Source organism: Pseudomonas sp. CVAP#3 (assembly GCF_018986375.1).
GTDB classification, from domain to species: domain Bacteria; phylum Pseudomonadota; class Gammaproteobacteria; order Pseudomonadales; family Pseudomonadaceae; genus Aquipseudomonas; species Aquipseudomonas helvetica.
Genome location: NZ_JAHMSC010000009.1, coordinates 139,857 through 152,383, shown reverse-complemented (window position 1 = coordinate 152,383; position 12,527 = coordinate 139,857). Strand labels below are relative to the sequence as shown.

Sequence of the window (12,527 nt, the reverse complement as noted above, 5' to 3'; positions counted from 1 at the left end):
TTAATCTGCTCGCAGCAGAGCACGATGGAGTAGGGTTGTGGTCGAACCGACGAACTCAAGTGATTGAAAGGATATCGCCATGCTGGACTGGAAGAACCGCACAGGCAGCGCGCCTGAACGTGCCGCCGAACCCAAGTCGGCAACCCGCAGCTATTTAGGTGGCCTGCTGTTCAGCCGCGCATTGGCCACCTTGATCGGCCTGTATTTGCTGGTGGTCCTCGCCGTGGGCTGGTACTGGAGCCATGAACCTGCGCTGTTTCCGGTTCAGCAGAACGCACAACTGGCCGCCGAGAAGGAAGGCAAGCAAATGGTCATCGGCTACACCACGGTCGAAACCCTCAAGACCGTCGCCGGTACCTTGCTGCACAAGCCGGGTGGCTATATTTCCAACGACCGTTTTCCACCAGGCGTGTGGCTGGACGACATGCCGAACTGGGAATACGGGGTACTGGTGCAGGTACGCGATCTGACTCGCGCCTTGCGTAAAGACTTTGCCCGTTCGCAATCGCAATCGGCTGAAGACGCCGATCTGGCCAAGGCCGAGCCGCGTTTCAACTTCGATAACAAGAGCTGGATGCTGCCGTCCAGCGAGTCGGAGTACCAGGAAGGTATCAATTCCCTGAGCCGCTACCAGGCTCGCCTGTCCGATCCAACGCAAAAAAACGCCCAGTTCTATGCGCGTGCCGACAACCTGAACAACTGGCTGGGTGATGTCGCGACCCGTTTGGGTTCGCTGTCGCAACGGCTGTCGGCCAGTGTTGGCCGGGTCAAGCTGAACACCGCGCTGAAAACCGAAACCCTGGCGCCGGGTCAGGTGCCGCAGCTGGATGAAGAGCGGGTGGAAACCCCTTGGCTGCAGATCGACGACGTATTCTATGAAGCGCGTGGTCAGGCCTGGGCACTGTCGCATTTGCTGCGCGCCATTGAAGTCGATTTCGCCGATGTGCTGGCGAAGAAGAACGCCACGGTCAGCGTGCGCCAGATCATTCGTGAGCTGGAGGCGTCCCAGGAAACAGTCTGGAGCCCGATGATCCTCAACGGCAGCGGTTTCGGGATTTTGGCCAACCACTCGCTGGTCATGGCCAACTACATCTCGCGGGCCAACGCGGCAGTTATCGATTTGCGTCAATTGCTCAATCAGGGCTGAGTCATGGTTGATAACCTGAATGAGGCTGCGCACCGCGCGGCCTCGGACGCCGAACAGATCGCCTGGGTCGACGAGCAGGACACCCTGCTCGGTTCGCTGGTGCGCTCGGACTTACGCTTGCGCGGGCTGATCGGGCGTGGCACTTACATCATGCTGTTCAACTCGGCCGGCGAACTGTGCGTGCATCAGCGCACGTTCAGCAAAGCCATCTATCCGGGGTTCTGGGATGTGGCGGCGGGCGGCATGGTGCTGGCGACTGAAACCTACGCCGAATCGGCGGCCCGTGAACTGGAAGAAGAGTTGGGCGTCAGTGGGGTCGAGCTGACCGCCCATGATCATTTTTTCTTTGAGGACACCGGCAACCGCCTGTGGTGTTCGGCGTTTTCGGCAGTCTGGGACGGGCCATTGATCCTGCAGCCGGAAGAAGTGCTTCAAGCCCGCTTTATTCCTGTCGAACAGGTGATGCAGGAAATCACGCAGAAGCCTTACTGCCCGGACTCTTTGGCGGCGTTGAAGCGCTATCTGCGCGCGCGCGGGGGTGACGCTCTGAAGGGCGTCGCAAAAGATCTATAAAATGGCGCCGATTGGCTCTTAGCAAGTGCGCTTTTTGCCGTTACACTGCGCGACCTTTTCAAGCTGAACCGGCACTCCTTTTTTGTAAGGGCGTCCGGTCCAGTAGCGCTGCCCCTGCCTGAGTGGGGCTTCGCGGTCGATAGCACTTGCCAAAGTTGCTGCGACCAGTCTTTGTCCTCCCAAGAGGATTGCCGGTGGCCAAAAAAGCCGCATCCTTCGCCGCCCTTGGTGGCCTGGTATTTTCCACCGACGCAGGTCGACATTGCCCGGACTGTAGCCAGCCGGTGGCAGCCTGCATCTGCAAACAAACCGTTATCCCGGCCGGCGACGGCATCGCGCGCGTGCGCCGCGAAAGCAAGGGCCGGGGCGGCAAGACGGTGACCACCATCAGCGGCGTGCCGCTGGCTGAAGACGCGCTCAAGGAGCTTGCCACGACGTTGAAGAAACGTTGCGGCACCGGTGGTGCGTTGAAGGACGGGATCATCGAGATCCAGGGCGATCATGTCGAGCTACTCTTGGCAGAGCTGATCAAACACGGTTTCAAAGCGAAGAAATCCGGCGGCTAGCAGCCTCTGTGAAAACCACCCCGACTTGATGCAGTCCTGATCGATTCAGGTTGAACGTCGTCTCCATGGTTTTCACAGAGCCTGTTCTGACCGGTTTCTAAACTCAGCGCTGCAAGTGTGGTCTATCCCGCTTGCAGGCTAATCGTCATTTTTTCACTTTAGACTGCGCCAGCCCTCAACCCGGGTGGCGCTCTTTGACTTCTTTATAGGGGACTTCGATGTCCGTACGACGCACACGCAAAGACGATGGCAGCCAATGGACAGTTGCGGACAGCCGCAGTGTTTACGGGATTCGCCATTGGGGGGCCGGGTATTTCGCGATCAGTGACGCCGGTCGCGTAGAAGTTCGTCCGAACGGCCCGAGCAGCGCACCTATCGATCTGTTCGAACAAGTCGCACAGCTGCGCAAAAGCGGCCTGTCCTTGCCACTGCTGGTGCGCTTCCCGGACATCCTGCAGGACCGTGTCCGTCAGCTGACCGGCGCCTTCGACGCGAATATCGAGCGTCTGGAATACCAGAGCAAGTACACCGCGCTGTACCCGATCAAGGTTAACCAGCAGGAAGCGGTGATCGAGAACATCATCGCCACCCAGAACGTCTCCATCGGCCTGGAAGCCGGTTCCAAGCCGGAACTGCTGGCCGTGCTGGCCCTGGCGCCAAAGGGCGGCACCATCGTCTGCAACGGTTACAAGGACCGTGAGTTCATCCGCCTGGCACTTATGGGCCAGAAGCTGGGCCACAACGTGTTCATCGTGATCGAGAAAGAATCCGAAGTCGGCCTGGTGATCGAAGAGGCTGCCTCGCTGAAGGTCAAGCCTCAAGTCGGCCTGCGGGTTCGCCTGTCGTCCCTGGCATCGAGCAAATGGGCTGACACGGGCGGCGAAAAATCCAAGTTCGGGCTGTCTGCTGCCCAGTTGCTGTCGGTAGTCGAGCGCTTCCGTGCGGCCGGTCTGGATCAGGGCATTCGTTTGCTGCACTTCCACATGGGCTCGCAGATCGCCAACCTGGCGGACTACCAGCACGGCTTCAAGGAAGCGATCCGTTACTACGGCGAATTGCGCAACCTTGGCCTGCCGGTGGATCACATCGACGTGGGTGGTGGTCTGGGCGTCGACTACGACGGTACCCACTCGCGCAACGCCAGCTCGATCAACTACGACATGGACGATTACGCCGGTGTCGTGGTCGGCATGCTCAAGGAATTCTGCGACGCGCAGAGCCTGCCGCATCCGAACATCTTCTCCGAGAGTGGGCGTTCGCTGACGGCTCACCACGCCATGCTGGTGGTACAGGTCACCGACGTCGAGAAACACAACGACGACGTGCCGATGATCGAGAACAAGGAAGAGCTGCCGGAAACCGTGCAATGGCTGGTCGACCTGCTCGGCCCGACCGATATCGAGATGGTCACCGAAACCTACTGGCGCGCGACTCACTACATGAGCGATGTGGCCACCCAGTACGCCGATGGCAAGCTGACCCTGGCCGAAAAAGCCCTGGCCGAGCAATGCTACTTCGCTGTCTGCCGTCGCCTGCACAACTCGTTGAAAGCCCGTCAGCGCTCGCACCGTCAGGTGCTCGACGAACTCAACGACAAGCTGGCCGACAAATACATCTGCAACTTCTCGGTATTCCAGAGCCTGCCGGACACCTGGGCCATCGGCCAGGTCCTGCCGATCCTGCCGCTGCACCGTCTTGATGAAGAGCCGATGCGCCGTGCCGTGCTGCAAGACCTGACCTGTGACTCCGACGGCAAGATCAAGCAATACGTCGACGAGCAGAGCATCGAAACCAGCCTGCCGGTACACGGGCTCAATGATGGCGAAGACTACCTGCTGGGGATTTTCCTGGTGGGTGCTTACCAGGAAATTCTCGGTGACATGCACAACCTGTTCGGAGACACCGACTCGGTAAACATCTACCAGAATGCCGACGGCAGCGTTTACCACGCCGGTATCGAAACCCACGACACCATCGAAGACATGCTGCGTTACGTGCATTTGTCGCCGGAAGAGCTGATGACGCACTACCGCGACAAAGTGGCCAGCGCTCGAATCAGTGCCACCGAGCGCACTCAGTACCTCGATGCCTTGCGCCTGGGTCTGACTCGTTCGTCTTACCTGTCTTCTTGAGGTAGCGAACCGCTGTGACCAGGTTGTCGGAAAATACTCCGCGTAGTGCGGAATTTTCGGAGGACCTGGCACGGCATTTCTTTATTTTTGTAGCGATTTGCCGCGTTGGCGCACTATCAACGCTGTGTGGTCTTCATTTCGCGTAGGTCATTTCCTAAGTTGTACTTCGGCACTCTACTCGGCCATGTCTCTCAGCGAGAATCCCCGGCCGTCCCTCCTGTAGAGAAACGCCGATGTTCGATCCCGTCAACGAGCCGTCATTTCGTCTGGAGATAGCGGGTCAGCCCCAACCCTTTGTTGTTGTCGCCTTTACCGGCTGCGAGTCCATCAGCCAACCCTTTGCTTTCCAGCTGGATCTGCAGTTCGATGAGCCGCGGCTGGACATGGCGAGCCTGATGTTTCGCTCGGCGTACCTGGGGTTTGGGGGCGCGGGCACCGGTATCCACGGACAGATTCATGACCTTGCCCCGCTTCATGACGACACGGTGCCGGCGCTCTGGCGTCTGTGCCTCGGGCCGAAGCTGGCCTGCCTGGCGCAACGCTGCAACCAGCGAATTTTCAGCGGACTGTCAGTCCCGCAGATTCTGGTGCAGGTACTGAAAGAACACGGTATAGACGAAAAAAACTGTCGATTCGAACTCCGGAACGACTACCCCGTGCGGGAATTTTGCACCCAGTACCGTGAGTCGGACTTGGCGTTTCTTCAGCGCCTGTGCGAGCAAGAGCGGATTCACTACCACTTTCAGCACCGCAAGCACGGTCATTACCTGATTTTTGCCGACACTCGGCGCAGTTCGTCTCCAGGTGCCGGCACACCCTTTGATACCCAAGGCACGACACCCGCCGTCAGGCGTTTCACGGTTCATGCTCATGCCGATGGGGCACGTCACGATGGATTGCCGAAACCTGTTGCAGAAGGCGAAACGGACCTGCCGAACCTGCGTAGCGGCATGCTGATGCCGCTGTCGGGCCATCCGTTTGCCGACTGGAATCACCTGTGGTTGCTGACCCAGGTCGAGCATTCGGGCAGTCAGGCGCAGTTGCCGTACTACCGCAACCGCATTGATGCGATTCCCTGGGAGGCGCCGTTCGTAGCGTTTCGTCCAAGCGAGAAGCCTCAGATGAACAGCCTGCAACGTGGCTGGGTGGTCAATGTCGACGAACCTCGCAGCGACGCGGCCCAACGCATCGCCGTGCAGTTCGATTGGCTTTATCAGGGCGAGGGTGCACGGCCCAGCCATTGTTGGCTGCCGGTCTCGCCCCAGCTGTCTGCAGAGTCGGTTGCCGGTTTGACGGCGGGGGTTGAGGTCTGTGTGAGCTTTATCGAGGGCGACCCGGACCAGCCATTGATCACCGGCATATTTCAGGGGGCGCCGTTGAATGTCGACGGCGTGTTGCCTGTCGAAACCTCCCCGCCTTCAATGGCCGGGGAGGCGCTCCCGGCACGGGAGGAATTGCCGCCCGATGATCGCCATGACTTGTTGGCATTGGTTCAGAGCAGTCAGCCCTTGGTATTGCTGTGTTTGATACCCGGCGGGGGGAGTTTCATGCATTGCCGGCAAGCGATCTGCACCTGCCGCACAGTGGCAGGGCTTGGCCAAAGTGGTGCGGCATGATCGCTGCCCGGTCGGCTCAATGGCTTTTGCTGGATGTACCAGGTTCGCCGCAGGCAGGGTGGAGCCTGCAGCAGCGGTTTGCCGACGTACCGTGTTATGCGTTGTTCGAGAGCACCGACCTGCATGCATTGCGCGACCAGGGGCCGCAGTTGATCGAACTGTCGGCGCAATCGCCGCTGATGCAATGTTGCCACGACGAGCCAGCGGACTGGCCGGGGTTGCTGCTGGTCAGCTCTGCATCCCCGGAGCAATTGCTCGGGCACCTTCGACGTATGCTCACGGTCACGTTCGGGCTTCATTACAAAGGCTTGCTCAGCTACTACAACCCCTTTATCGCCAGTTACTTTTTTGATGCCAGTGATGCCCGCGAGTTGAGTCGCTGGCTGGGGCCGATCGATAAACTGTACTGGCACGGTGGAACCTGGGAGGACCGGGCGATCGGCAGTCTGGGTTGGTTGCATTTGGTCAATCCGCGATTGGCCGTCAGTGAACTGGCCATCGAAGACAGCCTCAGCCTTCGCCAGCAGAACAAGTTGCAAACCTGCCTGCTGGAGCGCCATGCGTGGCACTGGAGTCGCTCGACGGGCCACGACTTTGGCACGATCTGGTCTTTTGTGCAGGAAGGACTCGAACAGGGCTTCAGCGAGCAGACGGTGCTCGATGGCTGGTTACGATTACGTTTGCAATACCCGTCAGCCACACCCGAAGAACACCTGCCGGGGCGCACTCAGCAAGAGCGGCTCGACAGCTTGCGCAACCGCTGGCAGAGCCATCGTTCCTGAACTCACCGCACTCTGCAGGCCAAATCACGATGAAGAACTGCACTCGTAGCAGCTGCCGAGAGCTGGAACTGCACGCTGTTCAGACGGTGAACCAGCCATCATTCTTGCGCAGGTTCCAGGCGAATGCCCCAAGCATCAGGCTGCGCAGCACCATGAACAGCAGGAAGGTCAGCCATAGTCCGTGGTTGCCGAACCCTTGCAGTGCCCAGGCAAATGGCAGCAATAGCAGCACCGTCAGCAGCATGCCGTTGCGCATTTCCCGGGCACGGGTGGCGCCGATGAACAGGCCGTCGAGCAAGTAGCTCCAGACGGCGATCAGTGGCAGTGCGGCGAGGTACGGCAAGTAGACGAACGCAGTGTCGCGCACGCTCTGGATGTTGGTCTGCATCTCTATGAACAAATGCCCGGCGCAGAAGAACAGCAGCGCAAAACCCAGGCTGGCAATCAATGACCAGCCGCAGGCAACCACCAAGGACCGACGCAAAGCCTGACGGTCATGGGCACCGATGGCATGGCCGCACAGAGCCTCCACCGCGTGGGCCAGGCCATCCAGGGCATGGGCGGTCAACAGCAAGCCATTGAGCAATAATGCATTGGCCGCCACCGTCGCATCGCCGAGCCGTGCGCCTTGCACGGTCACCATGAAGAACACCGATTGCAGCGCCAGACTGCGAATGAAAATGTCCCGGTTGACCGCCAGCAGCGGCCGCCAGCTCTGCCACAGCGCCAGTGCTGCCCAGGCGATATGCCCGGGGTAGGCGCGCAGGGCGTTACGGGTCATGGCCAGGCCGAGCAGGGCGCCGGTCCATTCGGCGATCACTGAAGCACGGGCCGCCCCGACAACGCCCCATTGCAGACCCAAGACGAACCACAGGTTCAGAGCGATGTTCACCAGGTTGGTGGTCAGCAGAATCGCCAGCGGTGCGCGGACGTTCTGGGTGCCGAGGAACCAGCCGACCAGTGCATAACTGGCCAGCGCTGCCGGTAAGCCAAACAACCGGGTGTGGAAGAACTCGCGGGTCAGTTGATCGAGCTCGGCAGAGGGCTGCATGAAGTGCAACGCCACGCCACTGAGCGGTACACCCAGCATCCCGAGCAGCAGCGCCAGCCCCATCGCCAATAGCAAGCCTTGCAGCAGGATCTGCCGCAGCGCCGCGCCGTCACCGCGCCCGGCTGCCTGCGCTGCAAACCCGGTCGAGCCCATGCGCAGAAACCCCATGGCCCAGGCCAGAAAGGTGTACAGGCTGGCGCCCACCGCGACAGCACCGAGCTGATGTGCGTGGGGCAGGTGGCCGACCACCGTGCTGTCGACCAGCGCCACCAGCGGCACGGAAATGTTCGAAAGAATCATCGGCGCGGCAAGTGCCCAGACGCGGCGATGGGTCGCACGATCGCGCCAGTCGGTGATCAACGTAGACATTCAGGCTCCTTTCGAGAGCGGGCATTGTAGCGGCAGATCCCGGCGTCGTTGGGCGCTTGTTGTGGGGCGTCGGTCAATCTGCCCCACATGGAATCTCGGTGTTAGTGAACCACCCAGCTCAACACCCACAACCCCAGCACCAGCCAGATAATCCCTGCGATGATCGACGCACGCATGAACGCGCGGACCGCCGAGTACAGCAGCATCAAGCCGATGATCAGCACGAGAATGCTGATCATCGAGGGCTCCATGCCCAGTGCTCGTGACAGCCCGTCGACAAAATTGCCGCTGGCGTGAGTCAAGGCACTGAACAACCCACTGAGCGTATCGACGATGAACCGGATGACCGAACCCAGCGCCTGGCCAAGCCATTCGAAAAAGCTATCTACCTGCATGTGTACGTCCTGATGAAAGAGTGGGTGCCGGCGCTGAGCGCTTTGGCCATTGTCAGGGCTGGCGAGCACCCTTGAAGCATAGAGGTTTGGTGGTTTGAATTTGCGAATAGTAACTGAACGTCTGCACCCACTGGGCAAGCTTCTGCGTTCTGTACTGGCTAGAGTCAGAATCGGGCTTTTAGTCCCTCCCACCCCTTCAAGTCTAAACACACACGCGGGTTTGCTCGTGAACTGTCACGAAACGACAGCAGTGTTCGGCGCTTGCCTTCATCCGCCATCCGCCCGAAGCTATACGCCTTCAGGAGAGCCCGATGAACCTTGTTGAACTGACCGAACGCCTGCACTGCATCCGTGACCGCAACGACTGGCGGCAATTTCACAGCCCGAAGAACCTGGCCATGGCCGCCAGTGTCGAAATGGCCGAGCTGGTGGAAATTTTCCAATGGTTGAGCGAAGACCAGTCGCGCCAGTTGCCAGCGGACAAACTCGCGCATGCCGGTCAGGAAGTCGGCGATATCGTGCTTTATCTACTGCTGCTGTGCAGCGAGCTGGGGTTGGACATGGAACAGGTAGTACGCAGCAAGCTGGCTGACAGCGAACGGCGGTTCAGCTGATGAGCGACCGTCATTTCGATCAGCTGGCGACCCGTTTCGCCGAAAAAATCTACGGCGGTGCCAAAGGCGCGATCCGTCTGGCGGTGCTGCAGGCCGACCTGGCCGAAACCCTGCCGGATCGCCCGTTGCGGGTGCTGGATATCGGCGCAGGTCTCGGACACATGTCGTTATGGCTGGCCCAGCGCGGCCATCAAGTGACATTGGCCGAGCCTGCCGAACCGATGCTCGAAGGCGCCCGCCAGCGCTTCGCCGAGGCCGGGCAAGCGGCGACGTTTATCCAGGCTCCGTGGCAAGAGCTGCTCGGTCAACTCACCGAGCCTTATGACCTGGTGCTGTGCCACGCGGTGCTGGAGTGGTTGGCCGAACCCCACGCGATTCTGCCGGTGCTGCATCAACTGACGACCAAAGACGGCTGGCTGTCGCTGGCGTTCTATAACCGCGATGCGCTGATTTACCGCAACTTGCTCAAGGGTCATTTCCGCAAGATGCGCAAGAACGATATGGCCGGCGAGAAGCAGAGCCTGACCCCGCAGATGCCTCTGGATCCGCGAGAGCTGGCGACGCAACTGGAAGGTTTGTGGCAGGTCGAAACCCAAAGCGGAGTGCGGGTTTTTCATGACTACATGCCGGTAGAGTTTCAGGCCCGTGCCGAACTGATCGACTTGCTGGAAATGGAGCTGGCCCACCGCCGTCACCCGAGCTTTGCGGGGCTGGGGCGTTACCTGCACTGGATCTGTCGCCCGGTCTGAACCGTGGTTTGTGTGGAGAGCATCATGAAACGCCGTTTGGGATTGATCATGTTGTGTCTGGGGCTCGGTGCCTGTCAGGGCAGCAATCCATATGTCGCCAGCTCCAACCCGCTGCCGCCAGCCCCGCCGCACGCTGCCAACACCTTTGATCGCAGCGCCTATCCAGCGGCGCCGCGTGATTACAGCCGTTACCAAAGCTGGGCCTGGCTCAACGGCCGGTTGCCCAACGGTTCGGTCTTGGCCGACTCGGCGCAGATTGCCGAAGCGGTGAGCAATGCGCTGGATCAACGGGGTTTGCGTCCGCTGCACGACAATCGTCCGGCGGACCTGTGGGTCAGCGCCGACCTGCATCAGGAAACCCGCCTGAAGCAGGTCCAGGAGGATTACGGTTATGGCGGCTACGGCGGTTATAACCGTTATGGCAATGGCTACGGGATGTACAACACGGTGCCGATCGTTCGTACCTATCAGGTGCAAGTGCTGGTGATCCGGGTGGATTTGTTCGACGCCAGCACCGGGCAACCGGTCTGGAGTGCCAGCGCTGAAGCGGGCCTTCAGGGCAACGAAATAGAGCGTGGCGATGCGTTACGAACCGCTGTGGAAAAGGCGGTAGCGGCGTATCCTCCTAGTTAGGTTCCCTGCTTAGGACCGGAGAAAAATCATGTCCCGCCGTCTCTCATTACTGGCTTGCGCCGTGCTGCTCGGCGCCTGCCAAACGACACAGGTCAATCACGATTTTGATGCCAGCCGCGACTTCGCCGCCTATCGCAGTTGGGCCTGGAAAGAGCCCTCCGTGCAATACCGTCCCGACGATCCGCGGATCAAGAGCGACCTTACCGAACAACGGATTCGCCAGGCGGTTGCCGATCAACTCGACCAGCGTGGTCTGCGCCCGGCCGCTGCCGGTGCCAAGGCTGACGTCAATGTACGGACCTACCTGATCGTCGAGGATCGCCAGCAGCAAATCACCACCAACTATGGCGGTGGTTGGGGTGGCCCCTGGAACGGCTACTGGGGCGCACCGATGTACAACGAAACCCGCAACGTCTCCTACAAGGTCGCCACGCTTCAGATCGACCTGCTCGATGGCAAGGATGGCAAGCTGGTCTGGCGTGGCAGTGATGAGCAATTGCTCAGCAGATCGCCGCAGCCCGCCGACCGCAGCGCCGCGATTCGCGCGACGGTAGGGCGGATATTGAGCAACTACCCGCCGAAATAAATGCGGGAATATGACTGGCCGACCTTTCAAGGAGCTGCCCTCACCACCGGAGGTAGCGCTCGGCAGTGCGCCGGCAAAGGAGTGCTCGATGTCTCCCCGTTTGCGGTTTCGCAGCCCCGCCGGGCAACGTGGTGCTATTGGATTGCTCGCGCACTGGCCTGGATCCGCTAGTCGTGCGGCTCGACTAGCGCTATGTACATAGTAGGAAAGTAGGTCTACTTTCAATTCAGGCCTGTACAGCTCGCCGCTGTCGGTACAGGAAGTGACAGTCTTCGGACAGGGCATGGAGGCGCACGTGAACAAGCCTACCTCTGCGGTAAAAGTGCTGGTGGTCGATGATCAACCGCAGATCGTGGAAGAGCTTTGCGAGTTTCTTGAAAGCAGCGGTTACCGTTGCGTCCCTTGTGAGTCCAGCCAGCAAGCCATCGCGCGCTTTCGTGAAGATGTCGACATCGGCCTGGTCCTCTGTGATTTGCACATGCCCGGGCTCGACGGTATTCAACTGGTTCAGGAGCTGCAACGCATCGCCGGCAAGCACCGGGCATTTGAAGCCATCATGCTCACCGGTCGTGCCGACAAACAGGATGTGATCAAGGCTTTGCGCACCGGGATCGCTGACTACTACCAGAAACCGATTGATCTGGATGAGCTGCTGGAAGGGTTGAGGCGTCAGGAAGTCGCGCTTCACGAACGGCAAAAAAGTGTGGAGTTGGGGCACTTGAATCAGAAGCTGCGAGACCTTTCCGAATCGATCGATGACCTTTATCAGGACCTTGATAAAGTTCGTCGTGCTCCGCTTGTGCCGTCGGGTGGGGAGGTTGATCGGGAGCATATGCCGGCGATCTTTGATCAGCTGTCGCCTCGTCAGCTCGATGTTGCGCGGTTGGTGGGCAAGGGGCAGACCAATTACCAGATTGCCTGTGAGTTGGGGATTACCGAGAACACGGTGAAGTTGTATGTGTCGCAGGTGTTGCGGTTGACGCATATGCATAATCGGACGCAGTTGGCGTTGGCTTTGTCGCCGGGGAGTTCTGGGGGGCGGGGGCGGGTTACGGCGCACTAGGCTCTGGTGTACATATCCGTTGCTGCGGTAACGGCCGCTTAGGGTTCCGCTCTTACAGCGTGTCACTTTTGCAGACGCCCAAAAGTAACCAAAACGCTTCGCCCCAAGCGTACGGCACCTCGCCTAGGCTCGGCGTTCCCTCGCTCCGGTGTCCATCAGGGGGCATCGCCTACGGTCTGCTTCGCGACGACCTCCTCTCGATGTGTCCGGCTGCGCCGTACGGCGCTACGCGCCCACCCCCTGATGAACAC

Annotated in this window: 13 protein-coding genes; 11 read left to right on the top strand and 2 right to left on the bottom strand. The window is 60.0% G+C overall.

Going from position 1 to position 12,527, the window contains the following annotated elements; genetic code table 11:
- The first annotated feature begins 79 nt into the window (after nucleotides 1-79).
- From KRR23_RS17285 to KRR23_RS17260, 6 genes are all read left to right on the top strand, one after another.
- Nucleotides 80-1,147: a DUF2333 family protein gene (locus KRR23_RS17285; RefSeq protein WP_054595444.1), complete on the top strand. Its 1,068-nt coding sequence runs from the start codon at nucleotides 80-82 to the stop codon at nucleotides 1,145-1,147.
- Nucleotides 1,148-1,150: 3 nt separating this feature from the next.
- Nucleotides 1,151-1,720: an NUDIX hydrolase gene (locus KRR23_RS17280; protein ID WP_216743477.1), complete on the top strand. Its 570-nt coding sequence runs from the start codon at nucleotides 1,151-1,153 to the stop codon at nucleotides 1,718-1,720.
- A 194-nt stretch (nucleotides 1,721-1,914) separates the two neighbouring features.
- Nucleotides 1,915-2,286 (top strand): translation initiation factor Sui1, encoded by a 372-nt coding sequence (locus KRR23_RS17275; RefSeq protein ID WP_054595446.1) that lies wholly within the window; start codon nucleotides 1,915-1,917, stop codon nucleotides 2,284-2,286.
- A 218-nt stretch (nucleotides 2,287-2,504) separates the two neighbouring features.
- Entirely contained in the window at nucleotides 2,505-4,418 is a 1,914-nt protein-coding gene (speA, locus tag KRR23_RS17270; protein WP_054595447.1) for an arginine decarboxylase, read from the top strand.
- A 233-nt stretch (nucleotides 4,419-4,651) separates the two neighbouring features.
- Nucleotides 4,652-6,034 (top strand): contractile injection system protein, VgrG/Pvc8 family, encoded by a 1,383-nt coding sequence (locus KRR23_RS17265; protein ID WP_216743476.1) that lies wholly within the window; start codon nucleotides 4,652-4,654, stop codon nucleotides 6,032-6,034.
- The gene (locus KRR23_RS17260; RefSeq protein ID WP_216743475.1) at nucleotides 6,031-6,816 is read left to right on the top strand and encodes a DUF4123 domain-containing protein; all 786 of its coding nucleotides are present in this window, start codon (nucleotides 6,031-6,033) and stop codon (nucleotides 6,814-6,816) included. The genes KRR23_RS17265 and KRR23_RS17260 overlap by 4 nt, the downstream gene beginning before the upstream one ends.
- Nucleotides 6,817-6,895: 79 nt before the next feature.
- Here KRR23_RS17260 and KRR23_RS17255 read toward each other — a convergent pair whose 3' ends face one another.
- Nucleotides 6,896-8,236, bottom strand: coding sequence for an MATE family efflux transporter (locus tag KRR23_RS17255; RefSeq protein ID WP_216743474.1), 1,341 nt, complete (start codon nucleotides 8,234-8,236; stop codon nucleotides 6,896-6,898).
- A 101-nt stretch (nucleotides 8,237-8,337) separates the two neighbouring features.
- Complete coding sequence (locus KRR23_RS17250; protein ID WP_216743473.1) at nucleotides 8,338-8,631, bottom strand: hypothetical protein; 294 nt, start codon at nucleotides 8,629-8,631, stop codon at nucleotides 8,338-8,340.
- Nucleotides 8,632-8,942: 311 nt separating this feature from the next.
- On the opposite strand from KRR23_RS17250, the gene KRR23_RS17245 reads away from it, so the two are divergent.
- The 5 genes from KRR23_RS17245 to KRR23_RS17225 all read left to right on the top strand — a co-directional run bounded on the left by KRR23_RS17245 (nucleotide 8,943) and on the right by KRR23_RS17225 (nucleotide 12,276).
- Nucleotides 8,943-9,245, top strand: a complete 303-nt coding sequence (locus tag KRR23_RS17245) for a MazG-like family protein (RefSeq protein ID WP_054595452.1) — start codon at nucleotides 8,943-8,945, stop codon at nucleotides 9,243-9,245.
- On the top strand, nucleotides 9,245-9,994 hold the full coding sequence (locus tag KRR23_RS17240) for a methyltransferase domain-containing protein (protein ID WP_103316940.1): 750 nt from the start codon (nucleotides 9,245-9,247) through the stop codon (nucleotides 9,992-9,994). The genes KRR23_RS17245 and KRR23_RS17240 overlap by 1 nt, the downstream gene beginning before the upstream one ends.
- A 24-nt stretch (nucleotides 9,995-10,018) precedes the next feature.
- Nucleotides 10,019-10,627, top strand: coding sequence for a DUF4136 domain-containing protein (locus KRR23_RS17235; protein ID WP_054595454.1), 609 nt, complete (start codon nucleotides 10,019-10,021; stop codon nucleotides 10,625-10,627).
- Between the two features lie 28 nt (nucleotides 10,628-10,655).
- On the top strand, nucleotides 10,656-11,213 hold the full coding sequence (locus tag KRR23_RS17230) for a DUF4136 domain-containing protein (protein ID WP_216743472.1): 558 nt from the start codon (nucleotides 10,656-10,658) through the stop codon (nucleotides 11,211-11,213).
- Between the two features lie 295 nt (nucleotides 11,214-11,508).
- Nucleotides 11,509-12,276 carry a response regulator transcription factor gene (locus KRR23_RS17225; RefSeq protein ID WP_216743471.1) on the top strand — a complete coding sequence of 256 codons (768 nt, stop codon included), beginning with the start codon at nucleotides 11,509-11,511 and terminating at the stop codon, nucleotides 12,274-12,276.
- Nucleotides 12,277-12,527 lie beyond the last annotated feature (251 nt).